This is a genomic window from Acetobacter sp. DsW_059, assembly GCF_002153695.1.
GTDB classification, from domain to species: Bacteria; Pseudomonadota; Alphaproteobacteria; order Acetobacterales; family Acetobacteraceae; genus Acetobacter; species Acetobacter thailandicus.
Map to the genome: position 1 here is coordinate 71,880 of NZ_JOPI01000023.1, position 26,806 is coordinate 98,685.

Sequence of the window (26,806 nt, forward strand, 5' to 3'; positions counted from 1 at the left end):
TACACCCGCTTCTTATTTCTCAGGCAGCGCAACCAGGGCTTCGACCCCTTCACGGCACCCCAGTACAGCAGCTTTCTCTTTGATCGTCAGAGCATGCTCAGCAACAGCAACACTGGGGGCCTCCTTCACCTTTAGCAGACCAACCAGGCGATCAGCACTGATCGGTTCACCAGGCTGGCGTGGGCGAGGCAGCATCTCAAGATGCGCTTTGCGTAATGCCTTATTTTTACGCAGAGCAGAAATTGCACCCTCAGGCAGAATATCTGCCTCGGTTTTCAGTTCATTCTGTACAGTGACCAGGACCTCAGGAGGGTATGTTTCTTCAGGAATAAGCAAAACGCCTGCCCGACGCAGTGCTTCACCTGTCTTGCGACTGCTGGTCAGCACCACGAGAGGGATAGCCAGCAACAGCCCAAGCAGAACAGGTGTCATCCAGAAAAATAAAGCCGATGATACAATCCATGCACCACACCCCAGTACGAGACCAAAGAGTGTGAACTTAGTGTACTGCTTTACGACAATTTTAACCGGAAAATCTCCATCATCACGACGCTGAGCATTCCACCCGGAATCATGCCCGGATAAAATAGAAACCACAGCAGAGGTCTGAATCAGCATAGCAACCGGTGCAATCAACCCGCCGATAAAGGTTTCGACAAGCACAGAAATGGCGGCTCTGATAAAGCCACCGCACCCTTTGCGGGTCGTTTTATCAAAAAACAGAGCAATATAAGCCAGAAATTTTGGAGCCAGCAGCACCAGCATCGTACCAATAAACACATATTTTGCCTGCACCGGGTCAACATGTGGCCAGTTAGGATAAAGCGTTTTGGTATCGCCAAAATATTCGGGGCGCTGAAAATGCGCCTGCAAAGAAATACAAATACCGGTCAGCAGAAAAATCAGCCACAACGGTGACGTAACATAAGCTCCTATGCCAACAATCATATGCATACGGCTGATCCAGCTCAGCCCTCTGGCTGGCAGAACCTTCATATGCTGCAGATTACCCTGGCACCAGCGCCGGTCGCGAATAGCAACGTCAGTCAGCGAGGGGGGACTCTCCTCATAAGAACCATCAAGAGCCGGCACCATATGGATGGCCCAGCCACCCCGGCGCATCAGCGCAGCCTCGACAAAGTCATGGCTGAGAATATGCCCGCCAAAAGGTGGTCGCCCCGGGACATGAGGCAGCCCGGCCTGAGAGGCAAATGCACGGGTGCGGATAATCGCATTATGCCCCCAGTAATTCCCCTCAGAGCCATGCCACCAGGCAATACCATGTGCAATAACCGGACCATACACACGCCCGGCAAACTGCTGCATGCGGGCAAAAAGTGTACCCCCGCCTACAATCACCGGTAATGTCTGAATAAGACCCACATTCGGGTGGCGCTCCATCGCCCCCGCCATACGCACCAGTGTGTCACCCGACATCACAGAATCTGCATCCAGCGTGACCATATGCGCGTAAGCACCGCCAAAACGACGCACCCACTCACCAATATTACCGGCTTTACGCTCGGTATTGTTATGACGACGGCGATAATACACACGCCCGCCCGGCCCTGTGTAATCACGCAAAGCCAGAAAAGCAGCCTCTTCTTCAATCCACACATCAGGCTGCGTCGTATCAGACAAAATAAACAGATCGAACGCACCGATCTGCCCTGTTGCCTTCAGACTGCTATATATAGCTTTAAGGCCTGCCATAACCCGGTGTGGTGATTCATTATAAACCGGCAGCAAAAGAGCCGTACGGCTTTGCAGCTCAGGCAATGGTCCGGAACGGGTCAGCCCCAGACCAAGGCCGCCGCGGGTCAGCATAGAAAAAAAGCCCGCACAGGCTGAGGTGAAAGCCAGCCCTATCCAGAAAAACAGCAACACAAAAAGCGCGAGCATCGTAAACCCGAGCAGCGTGACACCATTGGCGTCAAGCACCAGGTGCATATGCCAGGCACCATAGACTGTCAGCGCGAGCGCCGAACCCAGAACAGACAGCCGCCGCAAAACAATAGTGCGGGGCTCTGTTACCGGCGTGCGAGGCCGCCCCTCTTTATCTGGCCGGGCAGAAAAGCTCTGCTCAGGCATAAAAAGAGGTGACTCAGCAGGCAACGCTTCAAAAGCTGAAATGTCAGGTGTTACGGAGTCCATTTATAAAGCCATTTTTCTGAAATAGGCCCGTCATCTGTTGCCAGTACAGCCTGCAATTCAGCCACTTTTTCATTACCAGGAACAAACTCAAATGTTGTACGCCAGCCTTTAATATTAGGGTTAGACTCAACCACAACATTACGGATCGTGCCTGATGTTGTCTGTGGAATAAGGTGAAAATGTGTGTCTGCCGGTAAATGCTTAAACGGCTCACCCGTAAAATCAATTGCAAAGAAACGGGCCGTTTTATCATCCGTCACGGCACCAACACGTGTTGCACCAACGCGCGCCTGTGATGTGGGGAATGGGTTATCAGCCCCCCAGTACATGCGATACGTGAAATTATATTCCTTACCCGCAACCAGCGGTGCTTTAGGCCGCCAGAAAGAGACAATATTATCATTCACCTCATTCGGTGTGGGGATTTCAACCAGGTCAACCCAGCCCTCACCCCAGTCTCCTATAGGTTCAACCCACAAAGAAGGACGTTTTTCGTAATTGAGCGCGAGATCTTCAAAATCATGAAAATTACGACGCCGCTGCATCAGCCCAAAACCATGGGGCGAAACATCAGCAAATGCTGAAAACTGGAGGTCAAGCGGGTTACGCAGAGGGCGGAACAGCTGCTGACCTGCCCCTGTCCAGATTTGCAGAGCCTCGCTGTCATGTGCGGCAGGGCGCCAGTCATCAACATGATTACGATCGTTTGAATCAAAATAGAACATACCCGTCAGGGGAGCGATGCCAGACTGCTTCATCTCTACCCGTGGGAACAAAGACGACTTCACATCGAAAATTGTTGTATCACCTGGGCGGATAGAGAAGCTGAATGCCCCGGTAACTGACGGACTGTCGAGCAGACCATGCACGACGATCGTATCAACATTAAGAGCGGGTTTCTCAAGCCAGAAAGCGCGGAACAGAGCAAATTCCTCACCCTTGGCATCGCCGGTACCGTTCGCAAAGCCACGCGCTGACAAACCGTAATTTTGCCCTTTGGCAACAGCACGGAAGTACGATGCCCCCAGAAAGACGCAGAACTCTTCCATCACACCAGGGGTATTAATCGCTGTGCGCAAACGTAGCCCGGCAAAACCAAGGTTATCCTGCACTTTTAAGGCCGGGTCAGCATAACTGAACAAATCAGGGCTGTAAGGAACCGGCGCTGACTGGCCGTCTTTTACTTCATAAATGTCGATACGCGGCCGATAGAGAAAACCACGTGGGAAAAACTCAACATCAAAATCGAGATGCTCGCCGTACCACAGCGCTTTGTCCTCGCGGTATTCAATACCCCGGAACTGATCAAAATTCAGGTTATCAATCGCTGCGGGCAAAGTCTGATCAGGCCCGGCATAAGGAGCCGCAGCAAGACGCTTTGCTATCTGCCGCACAGTATCCTGAGTAAAAGCCCCTGTCGCACCGGCCATCTGAGCAACATGGGATGCTTCAGCTGCACTGGCCTTACGTGCAGAAAACCCCTGCGCCAGCGTAGCGAGAGTAGCTCCGGCTCCACCCTTTATAATGTCTCGTCGCTGTATAGATGACGACACGCCTGATCTCCTGTTATACACCGCTTTATTCTGCGATATTATTTTTCATCCGGACTATGCTGACCATACTTATATGAATTTAGATTTTTTTTTAAGTCTTTGTCTTCTGACCTGCCAGCAAACGGCGTAAACGGGCCATATCCTCAGCACAGGCAACTGCTGCCTCTGCTTCCATTTTGCGATAAAGGGCGAGTACTGCAAGCCCCAGTTGCGTAACCGTAGCGCCGCCGCCGCCGCCCGTGCGTGTTGTCACTACAGGAGAGGAAAAAAGCTGATTGAGGCTGTCAACCAGAAGCCATGTCCGCCTGTAAGACATGCCCATGGCCCGCCCGGCTGCAGAAATAGAACCCGTTTCGGCAAGTTTTTCAAGTAAACGTATTTTCCCGTGACCCAGCACAGGCGTATCATCTGCATCAAGGCGCAGCGTGAGTCTTACTTCCGGCATGATCTGACAGCTTCAGTTCACAGCAGAGAATATTTGCATGAGACGCTAAACCTCTGAATAGCTATTTTTTTTCAACTAAATAAGTCGGGACATTTTAAAATAATGCCTGTTATGTGCCCCTCTAGCATCTGGCGCCTCATGACACCAGACGATCTTATCAGTGTCACCAGCCTGGCCACACAGATACACACTGACTACCCCGAAGATGCGGCAGTTTTTGCCAACCGCCTGCAACTGGCACCTGATGGCTGTTTTGTGCTGAACAAAGGAGCATTGATTGAGGGGTATATTCTCAGTCATCCCTGGTTTGGGTGCATAACACCGAAACTAAATGCCATACTCACAGCCCTGCCTCAGGCCCCTGACCGCTGGTATATCCACGATATTGTATTAAGTCCTGCAACAAGAGGGCTGGGACTTGCCGGCACCGGTATTGCTCTGATGGAAACCATAGCCCGAAGCTATGCTCTGCCCTGCATCAGTCTGGTTTCAACACGGCTTGCCCTGAAATTCTGGGAGAAACAGGGATTCACACCAGAAAACATTTCTAAGGAAGAAGAAAAAGTGCTGGCTTCTTATGACCCCGAAGCCAGACTTTTATCACGCATAATAGCAGACTAACTCTACTCGTCTGCGTCTGCACTTTCATCAGGCTCAGGTGACGCCATCATGGAATCTGCCACTACACCGGCATGAACACGTACTTTTTGTTCAATATCTGCCGCCATTTCAGGGTGATCACGCAGAAACTGCTTGGCGTTTTCACGGCCCTGGCCAATGCGCTGGCTATCGTAGGAGAACCAGGCGCCTGACTTTTCAACCACGCCAGCTTTCACACCAAGGTCAAGCAACTCGCCGACCTTACTCACCCCTTCGCCATACATAATGTCAAATTCAACCTGGCGAAAAGGAGGGGCCATTTTATTTTTAACGACCTTAACCCGGGTCTGATTACCCACGACTTCATCTTTATCTTTAATAGAGCCGATACGACGAATATCGAGACGCACTGAGGCATAAAATTTCAGTGCATTACCCCCCGTTGTTGTCTCGGGGCTGCCGAACATTACACCGATTTTCAGACGAATCTGGTTAAGGAAAATCATCATGGTGTTAGAGCGTGCGACCGAACCTGTCAGCTTACGCAATGCCTGGCTCATCAGCCGGGCATGCAGGCCAACATGGCTGTCGCCCATATCACCCTCAAGCTCTGCACGCGGCACAAGAGCTGCCACACTGTCGACAACCAGCACATCAATTGCACCCGAACGCACGAGCGTATCGGCAATTTCAAGTGCCTGCTCACCCGCATCCGGCTGGCTGATCAGCAGGTTATCAACATCAACGCCAAGCTTTTTGGCATATCCGGGGTCCAGAGCATGCTCAGCATCAATAAAAGCGCAGGTGCCGCCTTTTTTCTGTGCTTCAGCAATAGCATGCAAAGCAAGGGTGGTTTTACCAGAACTCTCCGGGCCGTAAATCTCGATCACGCGGCCACGTGGCAAACCACCAATGCCGAGCGCAATATCAAGCCCCAGAGAGCCGGTAGGAATGACGTCAGCCTGTTCACGCGGGCGCTGGCCCAGCCGCATAACAGACCCTTTACCAAAAGCACGCTCGATCTGCCCGAGTGCACCTTCAAGAGCTTTTGCCTTATCCATACCCTACCCTTCCTGCTGTCTGTCAGACATTATACTGCACAGGCTGCACGGTGCGCCTGTATTTTGATTCTACGGGCGCTTCCTGCTTAAGCGCATGCCTGACAACACCCGTTTCAGCCCGTCATACTGCCTGTTCTGCACACTCAGCACAACGCATTAAGAAACCGTTCTTCTTTTGTTTTATTTAGGAACAAAAGAAGAACATATGTAGTGAAATTATTGAAAAAATGCAAGCTGTGTATCCGACAGAGCCGTGTCTTATTTTTTCTGGTTATCCTGGTTACCGGAAACCGCCAGACCGCTGCCACGAGGGTCTGTCCAGCCGAAGCATTTTTTTTCATCTCCCGGCAGACCGTCGCGACATGACACAAAATTTGCACGTCCATTGCCATTACCCACTTTAGGTTTCACCCCTAAAATAGCGGCCCTGAGCGCAATTGCTGCTGTATCAGCTGCTACATTTTGCCCTGAAGCTGTTGCGGCAGCATGGAAATAATCTTTGTTTTTATGTGCTATCGCCGCCGCCAGCATAGGCAGAGGTAATCTGGCAGGAGAGGCTGCAAGAACGATACCTGTAGAACCTGCGACACGGCCTGTACCAAACAGATTATTCATTGTCAGAGCACAACCAACAGTCTCTCCCTGGCGGTCAGTCACAATGAAGGAGGTAGATGCCGGCAGAGCACTCAGGTTACCCCCCTGAGGGAAACGCTGCGAATCCACCATAGACTGCGCCATATTTACATTTGTCGGCTTACCATTCGTCTGATTACGCCAGCCTGACACGACGGATTCACCAATCAGCACACCCTGATTCTGATGATGTGTCAGAGCCGCCGCCATACCCAGACCACCATCAGCCGGAGGAGGCAGTAAATTCACCCTCAACCCGTTAATATCCAGAGATAAAGGAGCCGAAACCGTTGCGAGGTTGCGCCTCATATCAGCCATAGACACTCCCCCACCGGCATCGTGAGCAGCCTGAGAGAACACCTGACCAAGAGAGCCTGTATATAAATCACCTGTTCCGGCTGTGCGAATGCGCTCAAGAGATCCTGCAAGACGTGACTGCACCATCAGGTCATTCGTCTTCAGAATTTCTCCTTTGCCATTGCTAAAAATCGCCTGTGCTTTTTCATCTGCCAGCAAGGCAGCGTCAACTGTGCTCAGATCTGAAGCCAGCAATGTGCCAACAGGCACACCGTCACGGGCCATATTACGAGCCGGCATCAGCGTTTCGGAGAAATCGACACTGCCATAATGCAACTGCATCAGATAAAGGCCACGCACCAGCATAGGGACCGCAGCAGGACGCTCAGCTCCTGCCTCCGTTCCCGCCGGGGGCAGAAACAGAAAAGCTTCGCCATTCTTCTGCCCGGGTTTCCAGGCAAGACAGGCACCACCGGCTCCCAGTGAAGCACGTGAAGGTAATGTTACAGATAAAGCCAGCCCCAGTGTTGCCGCAGCATCTGCCGCATTACCGCCCCGGGCCAGTACATCACGCGCAGCAAGCGCTGCCAGAGGTTCATCAGCGACAACTTCTCCGACAAAACCAGAAACAGCCGTGAGCTGAGGTGCTGAAGACCCTCCACAACCCGCCAGTAACGCTGCCATAAACAAACTGGCAGCCACACGTGTGGGAGCGGAAAAGATCGATGTACGTCGGGCAGAACCGGGGCTTAAATAACGCTCGGACACGTCAGGATCTCTCCATTTATTCTCAGATACGCTCACAGACAGATTTTAGCTGCCTTCTTTTCGATAGCCATCTTCGGCACACTCAGCAACACATACTCTGCGTTTGTGGTAAAGCTTTCTGTCTGCAATTCCCATTCTAACGCTTCTGCATTAGGGTAAAATCATGAAAAAATCAGTTTTTCCCTCTCTCAGGCAACTTACTTTTGTAACCAGTGCCTGTCTTTCGCTTTCAGGTTTTTCTGTACCAGCTTATGCTGACAGCCAGAGCTTTACACCCGAGCAGCGTAAAGAAATCGTAAACATTGTGCGCGACGCACTTAAAACAGACCCCTCTATTCTGGCAGATGCCGTTGCCTCCATGCAGGCACAGGCCACAGCAAAGCAGCAGTCTGATGCTCTTGCCGCTGTACGGGCGCACAAAGACCTGTTTGGACAGAGCAACACAGACATTGTTCTGGGCAACCCTCATGGCACACTGGAAGTTGTAGAGTTTTACGACCCACGCTGCCCTTATTGCCGCAAGGTTCTGCCAGACCTGGACAAACTCGTTGCAAGCGAGCATGACCTGCGCCTGGTAGAAAAAATTGTGCCTGTTCTGGGCCCGAACAGTGTTCTCGACGCCCGTGCTATTCTGGCCGCCGGTGAGCAGCATGCTTACAAAGAGTTTCAGCTTGCTCTGATGAGTGACACGGCAAGTCCGTCAACAGATCGTATTCGCCGGGTTGCGCAGCATATTGGCCTGAATGCCGATCAGCTTATAAAAGACATGCAGAGTCCAAAAGTGGCTACCGCCCTGCATAACAACATAGAGCTGGCCCGCTCCATCAACCTCGACGGCACACCAACGTTTGTCTTTGGTGATCTGCAGATTGTCCCCGGTGCGGTTTCTCTCGATGAGTTAAAAACCGCCCTCGCCCGCATGCGAAAAAGCCACTGAACAATTCAGACATTCCTCCTCGTTTAAGAGCAGGAATGTCTGCCAGCCAAAAATCAGCCAACGCCCTCTGGCTGCGGTTGCCAGGTGTGCACGATACCTTCCTCACGAAACAAAACAGAGAGTGCGCGCACCATATCATCCATCATTTCATCCGTATGTGACGGACCTGGTGTCAGGCGCAGGCGCTCTGTTCCGACAGGTACAGTCGGGTAATTAACAGGCGTTGCGTAATGCCCGAACTCCCGAAGCAGGCGCGCACTGATCCTTTTGCAACGCTCCGCATCACCGACAGGCACAGGTATGATATGACTTGGTGTCATCGTAAAAGGGATACCCGCAGCACGCAGACGCTGCCTGAAAGCATGCACCCGCTCAAAAATAGCATCACGACGCCAGTTTTCTGCCCTTACCTTTTTTACACTCACCAGGGCAGCGCCAACAACAGAAGGAGGCAGAGCCGTAGTGAAGATAAAACCGGATGCTGTTGATCGCAGGAAGTCAATAATCTCAGCTGATGCTGTGACATAACCACCATGCACGCCAAAACCTTTAGCCAGGGTACCCTCGATGATATCAACCTGGTCGGCAACCGCATCACGCTGTGACACGCCGCCGCCTTCCTCGCCGTACAAACCAACAGCATGCACTTCATCAAGATAAGTCAGAGCATTATATTTGCGGGCCAGAGCACATGTACCGGCAATATCAGAGATATCGCCATCCATTGAATAAACACTCTCAAATGCAATCAGCTTAGGTGCATCAGCCGGCGCTGCCGCGAGTTTCTCTTCAAGGTCGGCCAGATTATTATGCTCAAAAATAACAGTCTGTGACCCTCTGGCCCCTTTGATGCCTGCAATCATTGATGCATGATTCATCTGATCCGAAAAACAGATCCAGCCTGGCATGGAGGTCAGAATTGTCTGTAATGTTGCCTGGTTAGATACATAGCCAGAAACAAAAAGCAGGCCGGCTTCTTTTCCGTGCAAAGCGGCCAGTTCGGCCTCAAGCTCAGTATGAAGCGGGCTTGAGCCGGCAATATTACGTGTGCCACCTGCCCCGGCACCATGCTCACGCACGGCAGCGACGGCGGCTTCCATCACCTCAGGCACAACTCCCATCCCGAGGTAATCATTGGTTGACCAGACAACAACTTCACGCCCTTCAGGTGGCGGTGCCATTCCCTCTTCATAGACAGGGAAACGGTCTGTCAGCCGCGACAGGGGCGTAAACGTGCGATAACGGCCCTGCTGCCTGATTTCGTCAAGAACCTCATGACACCGTTCATAAAACGGATGTCTGGCGTTTCTGGTTACTCTCACGCTGTTCTCTCCTTGCGTCACCACAGTAACCTGGGCGCGGCGTTTATGGCTTTTCTTTCGGCATTACGTCACATAAAAAAAATTGCGACTTACCGCACATATACTCTGACAACAGGCTTCGTCACTGATGAATCAGGCATAGCTGTTATCTCAACCTGCCCGGGCGGAGCACCCGCTTCTGTCAGAGCCTCAACCATAGCCTGACCGTCTGTTTTCACCAGATCTGTCAAAGCAGATCTGTCATGATCCGGCAGCCCGCTTGAAGGCACCAGACATTTCACAGTAAATAAAATGTTTGCTTTGCTCTGCAAAGCCTTTTTTACCATCGTTTCTACAGGGACACGCCATTCTTCTGACGGTGTGCCGGCAACAACCTGAAGCAACGGAGGCACAGGAGGAGGACCTGGTGGCTGTGGCGGAATATAAGGTACAGGAGGTTTGCCCGCCTGTGGGTTAAATGTTTTCTGGTCGATCAGCTTACAACCGCTCAGGCACAGAACCGCCCCCAGCAGTGCGCTCACCCTCATAACCGAGCGCTGTGCAGTAATAGAAATAACAGAGGGCATAACAGGCGCATCTCCACAACAGTAGCATCGCTTCTTACGCCCATTCTTCTCCGGCGCAAGAGTTCAAAAAATCATTCCCGGGGATAAGATACCCCTGTTACTCTCTTTTTACACAGTATTTCATTATAAAAGCACAGCGCATAAGGTTTTCTCTTGTCCCGCTGCTAAGGCGGTTTATACTACCGCCATTCTTACAGCGGGACAATCTGACCTGCTGCTGCACTGTCCTCTGAGACGAAAGCATTATGGCGACGTCAGACTCCACACGTCAGGGTCATCAGAAAAAAAATGAGCGGCGCTCTGCCCAGGCTACGGCAGTTTTACGTATGGCTGGTACGGTCAGGCAACTTTTGTCTGAAGCCGGGCATATCCCGCCTGCAAGCCGTGCTCTCGTTGAACTGATGTGTCTTCCGGTTACTGCTTTATGGTGTCGGGTACTGCGCTTTGACCCGCAAGCCCCTACATGGCCTGACAGAGACCGCTTTCTTGTACCTTCCGCCTCTATGTTGCCACTGCTCGACATTATGCTCAGCCTGACTGGCAGCTCAGGCCCCTACAAAACGCCCCAAAACACGCACACTGAAATTGCCCCCGGGCCTGCCAGCTATGGTATTGCAGCCGCGGCCGGAATGGCACTGGGCGAGCAGACTCTCGCCAGTCGCTTCGGCCGCTCTCTCATCAATCACCGGACATGGGCCGTTGTGCAGGATAGAGACCTGGCGTCAGGAGCCGCGACAGAGGTCGCTCAGCTCGCAGGACAATCAGGCCTCGACCGGCTGACACTTCTGGTCGCATCACTATCTGAGAGTCCCTCTCCTGAACTCATCACCTCACTCGCGCTTTTTCAGGCATCGGGGTGGAATATCCGTAAAATCACAGCGGGCGACCTGTCATCCGTTACATCCGCTCTGGCCGCGGCTCTGCGCTCAAGAAAGCCGACACTAATCGTCTGCTCCCCCTCACCTGCCCGCAAAAGCTCAGATGAGCAAAACTCCCTTCCTCCGGCAGAACTCACGGGGCCATGGAGTCTTACAGCACGACGGGGCGCATCTGCGCGCCGTTCGTGGCTACGCCGCCTGGTAAGGCACCGGCAGCGCAGTACCTTTCAGCGCGAGCAGATGGAACAGCTGCCTCCCCTTTTGTCCGAAGACTGGCTGCGCACATGGCGCTGGCATATGCGCCGATCTCATGACAGATCAACAAAAAACGCAAGCCTTGTCGCCTTTCATACTCTGGCAGGTCTTCTGCCAGAAATTATGTGCCTCTCGTCCTCCGCTCTTCCTCTGCCTTCTGACATCCTGACGGACCATACTTTATCCCCCCCTGAAAATAGCACCGTCATCTGCGGCTCTAAAGCTGAAGGGATGTCAGGTCTTATGATCGGACTCGCTCTGCATGGCGGGTTACTGGCCTGTTGCCAGGCCCCCCTGATAGCGGCAGACCGAATGATGACAGCCCTGCGTATGGTCGCCTTTATGCGCAGAAAAGTGCTGCTTTTGCTGACTGAAAACAAACTCAATCAGGACTGTCTCAGCGGTGGTATGCTCTCAGCAGAGCAGCTGCCGGCACTGCGGGCCATTCCTCACCTTGCGGTGTTTCGTCCTGCCAATGTGCACGAAACATTTCAGTGCTGGGAGGCAGCGCTTCGCTGGAAAGACGGGCCGTGCGTGCTCAGCCTCACCCCGGATGAAAACCCTGACACCCCTTTTCCCAAAAGCTGTTTTGGCAGCCCATCGCGCGGCGGATATCTGCTTCAGCATCAGCATGCCCCCCAGGTCACCCTTATCGCCTCAGGCTCAGAGGTTGCCATCGCGCTCGAAGCATCGCACCATCTGGCGAAGCAGGAGATTCGTACCGCGGTCGTGTCACTTCCCTGCTGGAAACTTTTTGCAGACCAGACTGAAACCTATCGCCAGAAGGTTCTGGGCGGATCTGGCATACGAGTCGGTATCGAAGCCGCCTCGGGTTTTGGATGGGAACAGTGGCTCAGTCCCGGTGGAGTTTTTGTAGATATGAACGCTCTGAACATTTCTGCTCAGACCGGCACCTCATATGATCGTTCCGGCAGCATTGCCGAAGCGGTCTGCGAAGTGGTGAAACATCACCTTTTCGCATCAGGCATGATGCGGGACTCTCTCCCGCAGGCAGGCCTCCCCTCCGTGGACAAAAACGCGGAAAGCCACTCTGGCAAAGTCATAAAACAAGAATGGAAAACTCAACAATGGCAGTCAAAATAGCAATTAACGGCTTCGGACGGATCGGGCGTCTTGTCCTGCGTGGACTGATTGAAAGCGGGCGGACAGACGTTGTGCCTGTAGCTATTAATGACCTGGGCAGCGTTGAAGCAAACGCGCATCTGCTCTCATATGACAGTGTGCACGGGCGTTTCCCTGCTGATGTAAAGGTTGACGGCAATAAGCTGATTATTTCTGCCAATGGCCGCACATGGGATCCGATTACTGTCTCTGCCGAACGTGACCCGTCAAAAGTACCTTTCAAAGGTATTGATGTGGCGATGGAATGTACAGGCCTGTTTACATCAAAAGAAAAAGCAAGCCCTCTGCTCCAGGCCGGCGCACGTAAGGTACTGATCTCAGCACCTGGTACTGATGTAGATGCAACAATTGTTTACGGTGTGAACCACGATATTCTGACACCGGATATGACCGTCGTCTCTAACGCTTCATGCACAACCAACTGCCTGGCACCAGTAGCAAAAATACTTGAAGATCATTACGGCATTGAACGCGGCTATATGGTCACCATCCACTCCTACACAGGTGACCAGCGCACAGTTGATACCCTGCACAAAGACCTCCGCCGCGCTCGTGCATCCGGGCTGAACATGATCCCGACCTCAACCGGTGCTGCCCGTGCTGTAGGTCTTGTTCTGCCGCACCTCAAAGGCAAACTCGACGGCACAGCCATTCGTGTACCAACGGCTAACGTCTCTCTGGTATCACTTGATATTGTGCCTAAAAAAATCCCTGGATCGGTTGAAGAAATCAATGATCTCTTCAAAAAAGCCTCTGAATCCGGTCCGCTGGCTGGTGTTCTGGCCTATTCAGATGCCCCGCTGGTAAGCTCTGACTTTAACCATGCTATTGCCTCGTCCTCTTTCGATGCGACTCAGACCACTCTGGTTGATGGCGGCAAAATGGTTCGTATCTGCTCATGGTATGATAACGAATGGGGCTTCTCTAACCGTATGGCTGACACGGCTGCTCTGCTGGGATCTCTGTAATGGCAGAACTCTCCTTCAACACACTCGATAATCTCAACCCGGCAGGTAAGCGTATTCTGCTGAGGGCGGATCTGAATGTACCGGTTAAAGATGGTAAGATTACCGACTTTAACCGTATTGAGCGGATTGTACCCACAATCCGCGAGCTCTCTGACAAAGGGGGGCGGGTTATTATCATCAGTCATTTTGACCGCCCCAAAGGCAAGGTTGTGCCTGCGATGTCACTTCAGCCTATAGCTGAAGCACTGGCCACAAAACTTGGCAAACCTGTCAGCTTTGCGCATGACTGCATTGGCCCGGATGCTGAGGCTGCGGCCATGTCTCTCAAAGACGGCGAAGTGCTGGTACTTGAAAATACACGCTTCTACCCTGGTGAAGAGGCCAATGCCCCTGACCTGGCCACAGCGCTCGCAAAACTGGGCGATGTGTACGTCAATGATGCGTTCTCAGCAGCACACCGTGCCCACGCCTCAACCACAGGCGTAGCAGACCATCTTCCTGCTTTTGCAGGACGTCTGATGCAGGCTGAACTGACGGCTCTCGACACAGCTCTTGAAAATCCTGACCATCCGGTCGGAGCCATTATTGGCGGAGCCAAGATCTCAACAAAACTGACTTTGCTGGAAAATCTTCTCGAAAAAGTTGATGTTCTGATCGTTGGTGGCGCAATGGCAAACACCTTCCTTGCGGCAAAAGGCTATAATGTCGGCAAGTCTCTCAAAGAAGAAGACATGCTGGATACAGCCCGCCAGATTATGGAAAAGGCTAAAGCCAGAAACTGCGAGCTGGTTCTGCCCGTCGACGTCGTGCTGACACAGGATTTTATTGCAGGTGCACCAACAACTGTCGCTGGTGTGGCTGACATTCCTGATGGCTGGATGGCTCTTGATGTTGGCCCTGAAACAGTCACGCTGCTGAAAGAAAAACTGAGCACTCTGAAAACACTGGTCTGGAACGGGCCACTGGGTGTTTTTGAGCTCCCTCCGTTTGATATTGGCACCACGACGATTGCTCTCGAAGCCGCACGCCTGACAAAAGCCGGCACGCTGAAAACGATTGCCGGTGGTGGGGACACAGTCTCTGCCCTGCGTCACGCCGGTGTGCTGCATGACATGACCTATGTCTCAACAGCAGGCGGCGCGTTTCTGGAATGGATGGAAGGCAAAATTCTGCCTGGCCTGACTGCTCTGAGCAGAACGCTTGAGCGCACTATTCCGATTTGACCGAACAATACCAAAGGTCTGGCAGCTAACCCTGCCAGACCTTTACCTGTTTATTCGCGCCTGAGCACCTGGTCCGTCATGAAAGAGGCCAGCTTACCCGCCACAAAATCACGCTTCAGGGCCACTTCATCATATTCATCACGCACCCAGTCAAGGAAAGGCAGACGCCCCTCGGCTTCAGCCTGGTAACGCAGAAAAAAAGCGTCGAGAATACCAGTGCGGGACTGCTTAAAATGTCCGTAACGCCACGACAGCTCTTTCATAGCGCGTGCGGCACTTCCCCCTTCGAACACAATAACCAGGGCTGAAGCCAGCCCCGCTCTGTCGGCCCCTGATTTGCAGTGCATCAGCATCGGGAAAGCAATAGTCTTATACAATTCTGCAAAACGCAGAATACGGTCACGATGTGGTGCACCACGACTTTCAAAAGCCATATCCACATGGGCAAGACCCAGCTTTTGGGCAGCCTGACGCGACAGGGCATCAGAACCACATTTGCGGTGCCCGCGCAAATTAACAAGTGTGCGTAACCGGTAGCGATTCATCGCCCGTTTTAAGCGGGCGGGCGTGGGGTGATTACACCGGTATACCTTGCCAGGAACCACCTCCTGAAAATTTGTCCAGACCAGCCTGAAAATAGCATGATCGACAAAAAGACTGTCGACCCAGGCTTTAATACGTCTTGCCGGGGAGGTTATCTGACCATCAAACACAGCGTATACAGCTCCACATCTGTCGGAGTTCGGGCTCCTCTCTTCCCTTAACAGGAAGAAAACGTCAATCTTTTAGCGTGTGCTGCCACAGGGTGGCTCAGGCCACTCATTAAGCCTCAAAGCCAGTAAAGCCAGGTCAAGCCAGCGCCCGAACTTTACACCGGCCTCTTTCACAAGCCCGGCGTCCTCGAATCCAAATTCTTTATGTAATGCTATCGAAGCAGTATTTTCGGCCTCTATACCTGCAACCATGACATGCACAGCTGTCTCACGGGCACGTTTTATCAGTGCCTGCATAAGCAAACGACCGACACCCCGTCGCTGCCACAACGGGTGGACATAAACTGAATTTTCAACCGTATAACGATACCCGTCAAAGGCACGCCATGGGCCATAGCTGGCATAACCTGTGATATCTCCCGTTTCAGAGCAAAACGCGACAAAAACAGGAAACCCTGCCTCTTTACGCTGACGCAGCCATGCAGCACGCTCAGCGCTCTCGACATATGTATCATTCCAGATCGCCGTCGTGTTCTGCACAGCATCGTTATAGATGCAGGTTATCTCAGGCACATCAGCATAATCTGCATCTCGTATCTGTATCACAACTCAGCTCTGCTCCTGATCTCTCTGACACGGTATGAGCAACAATATTTATTTGCTCTCTTTTGCCAGACGATAAAGGTCGAGCGAGAAATAAGGAAGCTTTCCTTTACGCTGCGTCAGAGCGTTGACTGAATAAATAAGAGTATAATTCTTCTTCAGTACATCACAGACTGAGCGTTCAGCGTTACCTGTCATACAGGCATTAAATGGGGTCATCACCAAAGGCGGGTGCTGCGCAAGGTCATTCAGATAACGCTTCTCTGCCCCGGCCCCAAACATAATATCAACGTGATCTGTAAACGCGTAGCGGTCAAATGTTCTGAAATCGCCCATGTAAAAAAAAGCCTGATCAGCACGAATATTTAATACACGCTGATGAGCGGCCTCACGGGTTATCAAAGCATAATCAATAAAGGACATATCCCACAGCCAGCGTATATTACGACCGGTACAAAAACCCTGAGAAATAATAGAAACAATACATAAAAATAAAAAGCTATACCGTGGGAATTTAACATTCTGATAAAATAATACAGATGTCATAATAACAAGAGGCACAAAACATAAAATATAATAATGGTTAAACGGATGGCCTGAAAGAACAGTCGCGGGTAATGACGAAATAAACCACAATGGCAATAGAAGCGAAGATGGTTCTCCTGCCCTCATCTCTTCACGGTATTTGCGATACCAGAGTAGTAAGACAGGAAGAAACATAGCTGTATATGCTATAGTGCATAATACACTGGAAATTCTGCTAACAGTATTGCCACCATAATTTTGCAGGAAATCATGCTGCATACGGAAATAACTCTGTAGCGCATTATTCCCTTCTATAAGGTAGGGAGAGAAAGACGTCAGCAGCCCAACTATGCATCCGATCGAAAATATAAAAATATACTGTAATTTAAAAAAACGAGGAGAAAACAAAAGAAACAAAACAGGTAAGAAAAGCGAAACTGCAACCAGATAATTAATATTAATTAAAAGAGGGATCATAAACCCGGGAATAAAATAATTAACAAATCTTTTATTTGATAACCCATTATATAAAACAGCAAGAACAACAGCAGAACCGGCTGTTAAAACATTTTCTGTATTCCCATCGAGAATTCCAAATATATTCCCGAAAAAAACATAAATAAACGATGCTGTAATAATATTAAAAGCGCCAAAAAACCGACAAAAATAAAGCGTAACAGCACCAAGAACCAAAGATAAGAAAAAGAAATCGCCATGGAAAAAAGGACATATTTTATCCCACGCACCATAAAATAAATAAACACCCCACGGTTTATGATCAAATGCATAACTATAAGGCAACATATGGTCGCGAAAAATACCGCGCCCTACCATAGTATAGTAAACAGTATCACCATTACCATATGGAAGATATAAAAAAGACAATATAGCAAGAACTGTTAAAAACGATCCCAGCCAGAACAGCCATTTTTTTCCACAAAAAATTGGCAGAGACTCTAAATTATTTAGTGTTTTTATTAAAAAATCTATATTTTGTTTCACAGCAGGCCTGCACAATATTACTCTTAATAATGAGATTACAGGAATGTATCCAAAACCTGCCCCCAACCTTTCCGTTTGTTAACCTTTTTTTTGTGTAAAAAAAACCCCGTACTTTGCTTTCAAACAAAATACGGGGTTTTACTTAACTAACAGATAAGAAGAGATCAGCCCTTACGTTCCAGCTGCAGTTCCTTAATCTGACCAATAGCTTTTGCCGGGTTAAGCCCTTTCGGACAGGCCTGAGTACAATTCATAATCGTACGGCAGGCATAAAGCTTAAAGGTATCTTCCAGCTCATCCAGACGGTCGCCTGTATGTTCATCACGACTGTCGATAATCCAGCGATAAGCAGCCAGAAGCACTGACGGGCCAAGATAACGATCGCCATTCCACCAGTAAGACGGGCAGGATGTCGTGCAGCAGAAGCACAAAATACACTCCCACATACCATCAAGCTTAGCACGTTCTTCAATACTCTGACGACGCTCTGAATCAGGCGGCGGAGCACTGTCAGACTTCATCCATGGCTCAATTGAACGCAGCTGAGCATAAGCTGCATCAAGGTTTGAAACCAGATCCTTGACGATCGGCATATGTGGCAGCGGATTGATACGCACATCGCCCTTAACGTCTTTAATAGGTTTCAGACAGGCCAGTGTATTCTCGCCATCAATATTCATAGCGCATGACCCGCAAATCCCTTCACGGCATGAGCGCCGGAAAGTCAGCGTCGGGTCAACGTCATTTTTAATATGGATGATTGCATCAAGCACCATCGGCCCGATGTGATCCAGATCGATCTCGTAAGAATCGACGACCGGATTACTGTCATCATCAGGTGACCAGCGATACACCCTGAATGTTTTAACATTTTTAGCCCCGGCAGGAGCCGGATAGGTTTTACCTTTTCCGACCACACTATTACGCGGCAAACTGAATTCGACCATTATTTCCTCCCTTTCTCGCCTGATTGCTTAACCGAATCAGTAAACGCGCTTTTTGGGTGGGAAGACTTCAACTTCATCGGTCAGAGTCTTCATATGAACCGGACGGTAGGTCAGCTTTACCTCACCCTTGTCATTAAGCCATGAGACAGAGTGCTTCAGCCATTCCTTATCATCACGATCAGGATAATCATCACGGGCATGTGCGCCACGGCTCTCATGACGCGCCAGGCCGCTTTCAAGCGTTACCGTGCCGTTTGCCAGGAGGTTTTCAAACTCCAGAGCCTCCATCAGATCGCTGTTCCAGATCAGAGAGGAGTCAGAAACTGAAATGTCTTTCAGCCCACTCCAGATCTCACGAACCTTGTTAACACCATCCTGAAGGCTTTCTTCAGTGCGGAAAACAGCAGCATGAGACTGCATGTCACGCTGCAGGCGTTCACGCATTTCAGAGACTTTTGTTTTGCCATTGGCATAACGCAGACGATCCAGACGATCGAGCGCAGCCTCACCGGCATTTGCAGGCAATGGCTTCACAAAATCTGCTGGTTTCACAACTTCTGCAGCACGACGCGCAGCAGCACGACCAAACACGATCAGATCGAGCAGAGAGTTTGTGCCAAGACGGTTCGCACCGTGCACAGAGACACAGGCTGCCTCACCCACAGCCATGAGGCCAGGAACGACGGCATCCGGGTTATCAGCTGTCGGACGAACAACCTCACCATGAATATTAGTCGGAATACCGCCCATATTATAGTGAACTGTTGGCAGAACAGGCACTGGCTCTTTCGTAACATCAACACCGGCAAACACGCGTGATGTCTCGATAATGCCAGGCAGACGCTGATGCAGCAGCTCAGAACCAAGGTGCTCGAGATGCATCATGATATGGTCTTTTTTCGGACCAACACCACGCCCCTCTTTAATCTCGATCGTCATAGCGCGGGAAACCACGTCACGCGATGCAAGATCTTTAGCCGTTGGTGCATAACGCTCCATAAAGCGTTCGCCCTCAGAGTTCGTCAGGTAAGCCCCTTCACCACGGCACCCTTCAGTCAGCAGACAGCCTGCCGGATAGATACCTGTAGGATGGAACTGAACAAACTCCATATCCTGTGTTGGCAGACCCGCACGCATCACCATCGCATTGCCATCACCAGTGCAGGTATGAGCAGACGTACAGGACTGATAGGCACGGCCGTAACCACCGGTTGCCAGAACCACCATCTTCGCATTGAAGCGATGGATCGTGCCATCATCAAGGCACCATGCGGTAACACCGCGACAGTTGCCCTCATCGTCCATAATCAGGTCGATGGCAAAATATTCGACAAAAAACTCAACGTTATGTTTCAGACACTGCTGGTACAGTGTGTGCAAAATAGCATGGCCGGTACGGTCGGCAGCAGCACAGGCGCGGGGCACAGGTGCTTTACCAAAGTCACTCATATGACCGCCGAAGGGGCGCTGGTAAATCTTCCCGTCTTCGGTACGGGAGAATGGCACACCAAAATGCTCGAGCTCATAAACAGCCGGCACAGCTTCGCGGCACATATATTCAATGGCATCCTGATCACCCAGCCAGTCAGACCCCTTAACGGTGTCATACATATGCCACCGCCAGTTATCTTCAGCCATGTTGCCCAGAGACGCACCAATGCCGCCCTGAGCGGCAACTGTGTGGCTTCGTGTCGGGAAAACTTTTGTCACGCAGGCGGTCTTAAGGCCAGCAGCTCCCATACCCAGCGTGGCACGCAGGCCGGATCCCCCGGCACCTACAACCACAACATCATATGCGTGATCAACAATTCGGTAAGCTCCCCGGGACGGAGAGGTATTGGCATTCATCGTGACGGCGCTCCCATGTGCGTTCGGCCTGTCATATCTTCAGGATTTATGTCTGGCCTGCTATGCAGGCGCAGGCACCAGGTTAATAACTCTCAGGATTTCCGGCTAACGCCTGAAATCACCAGCTTGATGACGGAAAACACGCCCAGAAGGCCGATAAGCGCCGTCGCAGCTTTGACCAGAATACGTGTTGGTTTATGCAGCTTGCCATGCACATAATCGTCAACAATCACCTGAAGGCCGACACCGGCATGGTGGAATGTTGTAATAATCAGTGCTGTCAGCATCGTCGCGTTTACAGGCTTGCCACCCCACTTCACAACGGTGTCGTGTGATGCGCCTTTGAGGCGGAAGATCTGAATAACAAACCAGGCTGACAACGGCAGCAGAGTTGCTGCTGAAACACGCTCAGCCCACCAGTGCTCAGTGCCTGAACCACCAGCACCCAGCCCGCGTGCACGCCCAAGCTGTGAACGCATTACCTTAATGTGAGAAACAGAAGAGTCCATATCAGGAAGCCTTCCCTACTTTGCTACGGCCGCCTGAACGTCCGCATGTGATCAGCAGTGCAGCGACCAGAAGGACACTCACACCTGCACTTACACCAACAGCAACCGGGCCATCCTTGTTGATTTGTTCTTTTTCGAAACGATAGCCGCTATCCCACATGAGATGGCGAATACCACCAACCGTATGATACACTACTGAAGTGAGCCACCCGGCCAGAACAAGCTTGCCAAGCGGGTTACCCGTTACTTTACGCGCTGTGTCAAAAGACTTTGGGCCTTTTGCTGCAGCTGAAAGCCATAACACGCCCAGCGTTGCGCCGCCTGTGGCGATCACACCGGTAATACGGTTTAAAATAGAAAGAAACATGGAAAGCCGAAAACGGTACACCTGAAGGTGTGGCGACATTGGTCGCTGTATCAGCTTACCGTCACTGCGGCTTCCCACGAAGAGGGCCTTGCGGATATCCTGCATTGTCAGCCTCGTATCCCGTCCATCAATCCCTACACCGGCCAGGGGCGCCGGTGTTTCTGCATAGACTTTCGTCTACGCCCACCGGCAAAAGTGGTCAATTCACTATGGCTACACGAGACCGAGAGGCCCTTCATTCTTTTTTTACTTTTAGTGTTTAGGCAAAAGGTCCAGAGCAACCATGGTTTCAGCAATCTGTACTGCATTAAGGGCTGCGCCTTTACGCAGATTGTCAGATACACACCAGAATGCCAGGCCATTTGGCACAGTCGGGTCAAGGCGCAGACGTGAAACGTAAGTTGCGTCCTCACCGACACACTCTGTTGGTGTCACGTAACCGCCATCTACGCGCTCATCACGCAGAATAACGCCATCTGCTTCACGCAGAGCCTCGCGGGCACGCTCAAGATCAACAGGCTCTTCAAACTCTGCCACAACAGCTTCAGAATGTCCGATAAAGACCGGAACACGAACACAGGTCGCAATCACTGAGATATCCGGATCAAGGATTTTCCTTGTCTCAACAGTCATTTTCCATTCTTCTTTGGTCGCACCATCATCCATGAAGCGATCAATCTGAGGAATGCAGTTAAACGCGATCTGTTTCTGAAACTGCTCAATAGCAGGCGGATCATTCACGAAACTACCACGGGTCTGGGCAAACAGCTCATCCATCCCGGCTTTACCGGCACCGGCCACCGCCTGATATGTCGCAACCACAACCCGCTTAAGGGTAAATAAATCGTGCAGTGGTTTCAGAGCGACAACCATCTGAATAGTTGAACAGTTTGGATTCGCAATAATATTGCGTTTCATACCCTTGAGCGCGTTTGGATTCACCTCTGGCACGACCAGCGGTACACCGGGCTCCATACGAAAATGTGATGTGTTATCAATTACGACACATCCTGCTGCAGCAGCAATCGGGGCATATTTTGCAGATACAGAACCTCCGGGAGAGAACAAACCAACATCCCACCCTGTGAAGTCAAATGTCTCAAGGTTCTGAACCTTAAGCACCTTATCGCCAAATGACACTTCACGCCCTGCTGAGCGGGGAGACGCCAGAGCTACAATTTCATCAACCGGAAACTTGCGTTCCTCCAGTGTTTTTAAAATCTCACGCCCTACTGCACCCGTGGCACCAACAACAGCAACCCGATACCCCATCACTTCACCTAACTGTTTTATCCTTGCCAGAACGCCTGACAGGATGAAGAATCTAAACCAAAGACCATATAAATGGAATGAACATCCTCAGGGTAGCCCTTCAGAGTTCTGTTCTTCATAACAGCCAGAACGGGTATTGCGCTATCCTTTAGCAAGGAAACTCCGGCTTATGACCTCTCCTCGCCACAATGCATCCGCTCCTGCTCAGCCCTCTGTTGCTCCGGCAGCACGGCACCCGGCACCCGACGGTACCCTTGTCATTTTAGGAGCAGGCGGAGACCTGACGCATCGCCTTCTGGTGCCAGCCCTTTATGACCTGGCGTGCAGTGGCTTTTTACCCGACGACTTTAAAGTCGTCGGAGTCAGCCTTGAGAAGCAGACTACGGAAGAATGGGTGGCTTCTCTGCGCGCACGCCTGGATGCTTTTACCCGCGATAAACATGCCGAGTTTTACACAACCAAAATCAGCGAAGAGACATGGCAATGGCTGGCAAGCCGCATGACCTATCGTTCCATGAGTTTCGTCTCTGCTGAGGAGATGCAGACCCTCACCGCAGATATCGCCGGACGTAACGCTGTTTTCTACCTCGCCATACCTCCCCGTTTTTTTGAAGAGTCAGTTGTCACTCTGGCAAAAGTCGGACTGCTCACCGAAAAACCTGGAGTATTCAGACGGCTTGCCATTGAGAAACCTTTTGGCACTGACCTGGAAACAGCAGGAAAACTCAATGCGCACCTGCTCTCGGTAATGAAGGAAAGTCAGATTTACCGTGTTGACCATTTCCTGGGCAAAGAAACTGTGCAGAACCTGCTGGCCCTGCGCTTTAGCAACCTGCTGTTTCAACCCCTCTGGCACCGTGACTATATCGACCATATTCAGATAACCGCAGCTGAAACGCTCTCCGTTGAAGGAAGAGGTGCATTTTATGATGCGACGGGTGCTCTGCGCGATATGGTGCCTAATCACCTCTTTCAAATTCTTGCTCTTGTCGCAATGGAGCCCCCAACATCTCTCAAGGCTGAGCCTGTTCGCAATGCCAAACAGCAGGTTTTTGATGCAATACGCCCCATCACTCCTGAGAACGCCGTGCGTGGCCAGTACATAAAAGGCAGGAGCGGCGACCGCATTATTCAGGCATATCGCGAGAGTATGGGTGTCGCTCCGGATAGTATAACTGAAACTTATACTGCGTTAAAAATTGAACTGGACACCTGGCGCTGGGCGGGTGTGCCTTTTTATCTGCGCACCGGGAAAGGGCTGAGCAACAGCGTGACGCAAATTATTGTGCAGTTTAAGCAAACACCCCTGTCACTGTTTCATACAGAAGATGGACAGCCACAGCCCCCCAACCGCTTTGTTTACAACATCCGCCCGGACAAAGGTGCAGACCTTCATTTTAATGCGAAAAAACCTGGTCCTGAAACCAACATTTCAGAAGTTGTGGCGCAGTTTCGTTATGAAAAATCTTTTGGTAGCCTGCCAAATATTGGATATGAAACACTGCTTTACGATTGCCTTCAGGGTAGCGCTTCACTTTTTCAGAGAGCTGATAATATCGAAGCGGCATGGCGTGCTGTTGATCCCGTGCTGAAAGCATGGGCTAAAGACACGAAACCTCCTGAATTTTACACAGCAGGAAGCAATGGTCCGGCTGGCGCCGACGAGCTTCTTGCACGAGATGGTCGTTCATGGGGTCCGCTAAATAATATTAAAAAATAATATGTTTTTAAAAATGCCTTCTTTTTCAGGAAGGCATTTTTATCATGACTTTTAATTGCTTATTATTTTCTCAAGCGTTTTAGAAACACCTTTGCTTTTTATATCTTTCCTTAACTGCACAAATTCTTTTATAAAATTATTACTTTTATCCAGATCCCATCCTGAAAAACTATTTATTTGTAATGATTTTTCATAATCATTATCAAAAATAAGATCCTTATCTTCATTACTCAGACGTGGCTCCTGCACAGAGTAACTTTGCCCCTCATCATCCAGCCCTGAAATATAAGAACAGAAACACGCCAGAAGAAATGAAATTCTTCTTATATCTTCACCTTTTTTTACAACATCCATTGCTGTAAGTCTGACAAAAACAGGAAGTTTTGATGCGCTGTCAGATGCAATACGTACAAGCTGATCGCTCACAGCTTTATTGCTAAAGCGCGACAGTAGCTGCTGTGCATAAGCAGACAACGTAATACCCGGAGGGGCCTCAATCAGCGGGATGACATCAAGATGTAAAAACTTCTCAAGCAAAGCCGTAAGATGAGGATCTTTCATCGCCTTATTCACCACACGATACCCCATCTGCACAGCAGGCAAAGCAAGCATAGAGTGTGAGGCATTCAGCATACGCAGCTTCACCTGCTCATAGGGGGCGACGTCCTGAGTGAAGAGCACACCAACCATCTCCCATGCAGGCCGTCCCTGCGGAAATTTATCTTCCACAACCCACTGAATAAAGTCTTCCGAATAGACTGGTGCACGATCATCAATACCACTGGCCGCATTCAGACGTGTTACATCATCAGCTCTGACAGCAGGGGTAATGCGGTCAACCATGCAGGAAGGGAAAGCGACATGTTCACTAATCCACCCGGCCAGCTCTGTGTTACGCCGATGTGCCCAGCCCAGCACCGCGTTGCGCGTTACCTGACCATTATGCGGGACATTATCGCACGACAATATGGTAAAAGGCGCGATACCAGCTTTACGTCTGACGTTAAGCGCCTCAACAAGTAAACCAAAAGCAGTATGCGGCACATCACGCGCAACATCCTGCACAATATCTGGATGATCAGACAGAAAACCTCCTGTCTCATCCATATAATATCCGCCTTCAGTAATAGTCATGGTGACCAGGCGAATGTGCGGGTCAGCCAGACGCTGTATAGCCCCTCTGCGATCATCAGGAGCATAGCAATACTCAACGATTGACTGCACGACTCTGATCGTATCAGAACTATGTGCAGGGCACTCTGTGAGCGTATATAGCCCCGACTGAGCCTGCAGAGCGCGCGCCTTCTCTTTCTCAGATGCAGACTCAACCAGCCCTATACCCAGAATTCCCCATCCTTCCTGACCAGGAAGGGCCAGAACACGGTCCGTATAAACTGCCTGATGAGCTCTGTGGAAGTTTCCGACACTCAGATGTGCAATACCCGGCCTGACTACTGTACGGTCGTAAATTTCGGTCACGATGCCAGACGGCAGGTCAGACAGAGTTTCTGCTGTTAACTTCATAAAAATATCCCTTATGGCCGCATCCTGAGGAATAAATTTTTGTAAAACACCCCAGGTAACAGCGAAATGGATGTTTTAACTTAGAAAAACATCTCAATCCGTGCATAAGAAACAATAATAACCAGGCTGTAAACCGTATTTATTATTATGAATTCTTTTCAGTCATATGCCTGACAAGCAGGACACCCGTCTCGACAAGCCTGTCTGTCAGCTTCAGCCCGGTCTCCGCATCACACAAAGCCGGGTCACCGCGGCCAATACCCTGCGTCGCGGTGACATCGCCTTCAAAAGGCAGAGAAACAGAAACACCATTAAGGCTTACCTGGCCAAAATCAGCGACTTTAAGACCCCAGGCTTCTTTATCTGGCTCAGGCCTGACAAGCGCCTCTGGTTTCACCAGGTCAGGACACAGATGCATCGCAATACTAAACAACGGATTTGCCCCATGCCCGGCTGACAGCTGTGCTTTTTGAGCACCCAGCAACTGAGGCAGGAGCTCTGATGCTGCACGCCACAGATACAGGTTAGGAATAACCACTTCTGTCTGCGTCATAATCTGTCGTGTGACATCATGAATCATCGCGCTGTTGCCGCCATGACCATTCAGAACAATGATTTTTTTAAAGCCCCGGGTTAACAGACACTCAAAAATATCTGTCAGCACAGCCCGTAATGTTGTTTGGGAAAGCGCTATCCCTCCGGGCATATACCCAAAATAATCAGCACCACCAAAAGGCAGAACAGGAGCGACATACGTCTCATATCCCTGCCCGGTTGCCTTAAGGGCAATGCGTTCGGCCACCTTATCTGCCAGCAGATAATCGCCCATTGGCGTGCATGGCCCCTGATCTTCAAAGCTACCCAGAGGCAGGAGAAGAACAGGGTCTCTGGCGGCAATTTCACGCATGTCAGCAGCTGTCAGGCACGCCATATGCACGGTTTTATTCTGTGTCACAGGAGGGCCTTTCTCTGC

At 50.7% G+C, this 26,806-nt stretch carries 23 protein-coding genes; 6 read left to right on the top strand and 17 right to left on the bottom strand.

Annotated elements, in window-relative coordinates:
* Positions 1-12 precede the first annotated feature (12 nt).
* The 3 genes from mdoH to HK25_RS05915 all read right to left on the bottom strand — a co-directional run bounded on the left by mdoH (position 13) and on the right by HK25_RS05915 (position 4,152).
* Positions 13-2,154: a glucans biosynthesis glucosyltransferase MdoH gene (gene mdoH, locus HK25_RS05905; RefSeq protein ID WP_086635612.1), complete on the bottom strand. Its 2,142-nt coding sequence runs from the start codon at positions 2,152-2,154 to the stop codon at positions 13-15.
* Positions 2,142-3,707, bottom strand: coding sequence for a glucan biosynthesis protein (locus tag HK25_RS05910; protein ID WP_086635613.1), 1,566 nt, complete (start codon positions 3,705-3,707; stop codon positions 2,142-2,144). Before HK25_RS05910 ends, mdoH begins: the two co-directional genes overlap by 13 nt.
* 91 nt (positions 3,708-3,798) lie before the next feature.
* Entirely contained in the window at positions 3,799-4,152 is a 354-nt protein-coding gene (locus HK25_RS05915) for a winged helix-turn-helix domain-containing protein (protein ID WP_086553550.1), read from the bottom strand.
* 138 nt (positions 4,153-4,290) lie between these two features.
* Here HK25_RS05915 and HK25_RS05920 point away from each other — a divergent pair, with 138 nt between their 5' ends.
* Positions 4,291-4,773 carry a GNAT family N-acetyltransferase gene (locus tag HK25_RS05920; RefSeq protein WP_233127715.1) on the top strand — a complete coding sequence of 161 codons (483 nt, stop codon included), beginning with the start codon at positions 4,291-4,293 and terminating at the stop codon, positions 4,771-4,773.
* Between the two features lie 2 nt (positions 4,774-4,775).
* On the opposite strand, the gene recA is transcribed toward HK25_RS05920, so the two are convergent.
* Positions 4,776-5,813, bottom strand: coding sequence for a recombinase RecA (gene recA, locus HK25_RS05925; RefSeq protein ID WP_086553551.1), 1,038 nt, complete (start codon positions 5,811-5,813; stop codon positions 4,776-4,778).
* 258 nt (positions 5,814-6,071) lie between these two features.
* The gene (locus HK25_RS05930; protein ID WP_086635672.1) at positions 6,072-7,427 is read right to left on the bottom strand and encodes a gamma-glutamyltransferase; all 1,356 of its coding nucleotides are present in this window, start codon (positions 7,425-7,427) and stop codon (positions 6,072-6,074) included.
* Between the two features lie 247 nt (positions 7,428-7,674).
* On the opposite strand from HK25_RS05930, the gene HK25_RS05935 reads away from it, so the two are divergent.
* Positions 7,675-8,448: a DsbA family protein gene (locus tag HK25_RS05935; RefSeq protein WP_086635614.1), complete on the top strand. Its 774-nt coding sequence runs from the start codon at positions 7,675-7,677 to the stop codon at positions 8,446-8,448.
* Between the two features lie 53 nt (positions 8,449-8,501).
* Here the strand turns inward: HK25_RS05935 and hemA are convergent, their stop codons facing one another.
* A complete protein-coding gene (hemA, locus tag HK25_RS05940) occupies positions 8,502-9,770 on the bottom strand; it encodes a 5-aminolevulinate synthase (RefSeq protein ID WP_086553553.1) in 1,269 nt (422 codons plus the stop codon).
* Between the two features lie 89 nt (positions 9,771-9,859).
* Entirely contained in the window at positions 9,860-10,336 is a 477-nt protein-coding gene (locus HK25_RS05945; RefSeq protein ID WP_086553554.1) for a hypothetical protein, read from the bottom strand.
* A 245-nt stretch (positions 10,337-10,581) separates the two neighbouring features.
* Here HK25_RS05945 and HK25_RS05950 point away from each other — a divergent pair, with 245 nt between their 5' ends.
* From HK25_RS05950 to HK25_RS05960, 3 genes are read left to right on the top strand one after another with little or no spacing between them, the layout of a single operon-like run.
* Positions 10,582-12,573 (top strand): transketolase-like TK C-terminal-containing protein, encoded by a 1,992-nt coding sequence (locus HK25_RS05950; protein ID WP_086635615.1) that lies wholly within the window; start codon positions 10,582-10,584, stop codon positions 12,571-12,573.
* Complete coding sequence (gene gap / locus HK25_RS05955; RefSeq protein ID WP_086635616.1) at positions 12,558-13,580, top strand: type I glyceraldehyde-3-phosphate dehydrogenase; 1,023 nt, start codon at positions 12,558-12,560, stop codon at positions 13,578-13,580. Before HK25_RS05950 ends, gap begins: the two co-directional genes overlap by 16 nt.
* Positions 13,580-14,803 carry a phosphoglycerate kinase gene (locus HK25_RS05960; RefSeq protein ID WP_086553557.1) on the top strand — a complete coding sequence of 408 codons (1,224 nt, stop codon included), beginning with the start codon at positions 13,580-13,582 and terminating at the stop codon, positions 14,801-14,803. Before gap ends, HK25_RS05960 begins: the two co-directional genes overlap by 1 nt.
* 50 nt (positions 14,804-14,853) lie before the next feature.
* Here HK25_RS05960 and HK25_RS05965 read toward each other — a convergent pair whose 3' ends face one another.
* The 8 genes from HK25_RS05965 to HK25_RS06000 form a co-directional block, all read right to left on the bottom strand.
* Positions 14,854-15,516: a tyrosine-protein phosphatase gene (locus tag HK25_RS05965; protein WP_086635617.1), complete on the bottom strand. Its 663-nt coding sequence runs from the start codon at positions 15,514-15,516 to the stop codon at positions 14,854-14,856.
* Between the two features lie 72 nt (positions 15,517-15,588).
* Positions 15,589-16,122, bottom strand: a complete 534-nt coding sequence (locus tag HK25_RS05970) for a GNAT family N-acetyltransferase (protein ID WP_322973222.1) — start codon at positions 16,120-16,122, stop codon at positions 15,589-15,591.
* Positions 16,123-16,170: 48 nt separating this feature from the next.
* Complete coding sequence (locus tag HK25_RS05975; RefSeq protein WP_143295966.1) at positions 16,171-17,712, bottom strand: hypothetical protein; 1,542 nt, start codon at positions 17,710-17,712, stop codon at positions 16,171-16,173.
* A gap of 98 nt (positions 17,713-17,810) precedes the next feature.
* Positions 17,811-18,593 carry a succinate dehydrogenase iron-sulfur subunit gene (locus tag HK25_RS05980; protein ID WP_086553560.1) on the bottom strand — a complete coding sequence of 261 codons (783 nt, stop codon included), beginning with the start codon at positions 18,591-18,593 and terminating at the stop codon, positions 17,811-17,813.
* 36 nt (positions 18,594-18,629) lie between these two features.
* A complete protein-coding gene (sdhA, locus tag HK25_RS05985) occupies positions 18,630-20,441 on the bottom strand; it encodes a succinate dehydrogenase flavoprotein subunit (RefSeq protein WP_086553561.1) in 1,812 nt (603 codons plus the stop codon).
* A gap of 92 nt (positions 20,442-20,533) precedes the next feature.
* Positions 20,534-20,950, bottom strand: coding sequence for a succinate dehydrogenase, hydrophobic membrane anchor protein (gene sdhD, locus HK25_RS05990; RefSeq protein WP_086553562.1), 417 nt, complete (start codon positions 20,948-20,950; stop codon positions 20,534-20,536).
* Between the two features lies 1 nt (position 20,951).
* The gene (sdhC, locus tag HK25_RS05995) at positions 20,952-21,422 is read right to left on the bottom strand and encodes a succinate dehydrogenase, cytochrome b556 subunit (RefSeq protein WP_086553563.1); all 471 of its coding nucleotides are present in this window, start codon (positions 21,420-21,422) and stop codon (positions 20,952-20,954) included.
* A 147-nt stretch (positions 21,423-21,569) separates the two neighbouring features.
* Positions 21,570-22,589: an aspartate-semialdehyde dehydrogenase gene (locus tag HK25_RS06000; protein ID WP_086553564.1), complete on the bottom strand. Its 1,020-nt coding sequence runs from the start codon at positions 22,587-22,589 to the stop codon at positions 21,570-21,572.
* A 169-nt stretch (positions 22,590-22,758) separates the two neighbouring features.
* Between HK25_RS06000 and zwf the strand changes: the two genes are divergently transcribed.
* Entirely contained in the window at positions 22,759-24,309 is a 1,551-nt protein-coding gene (gene zwf, locus HK25_RS06005) for a glucose-6-phosphate dehydrogenase (protein WP_086635619.1), read from the top strand.
* A 51-nt stretch (positions 24,310-24,360) separates the two neighbouring features.
* On the opposite strand, the gene HK25_RS06010 is transcribed toward zwf, so the two are convergent.
* Entirely contained in the window at positions 24,361-25,833 is a 1,473-nt protein-coding gene (locus HK25_RS06010) for a mannitol dehydrogenase family protein (protein WP_086635620.1), read from the bottom strand.
* Positions 25,834-25,978: 145 nt separating this feature from the next.
* Positions 25,979-26,788 (bottom strand): creatininase family protein, encoded by an 810-nt coding sequence (locus HK25_RS06015; RefSeq protein ID WP_233127718.1) that lies wholly within the window; start codon positions 26,786-26,788, stop codon positions 25,979-25,981.
* Positions 26,789-26,806: the final 18 nt, after the last annotated feature.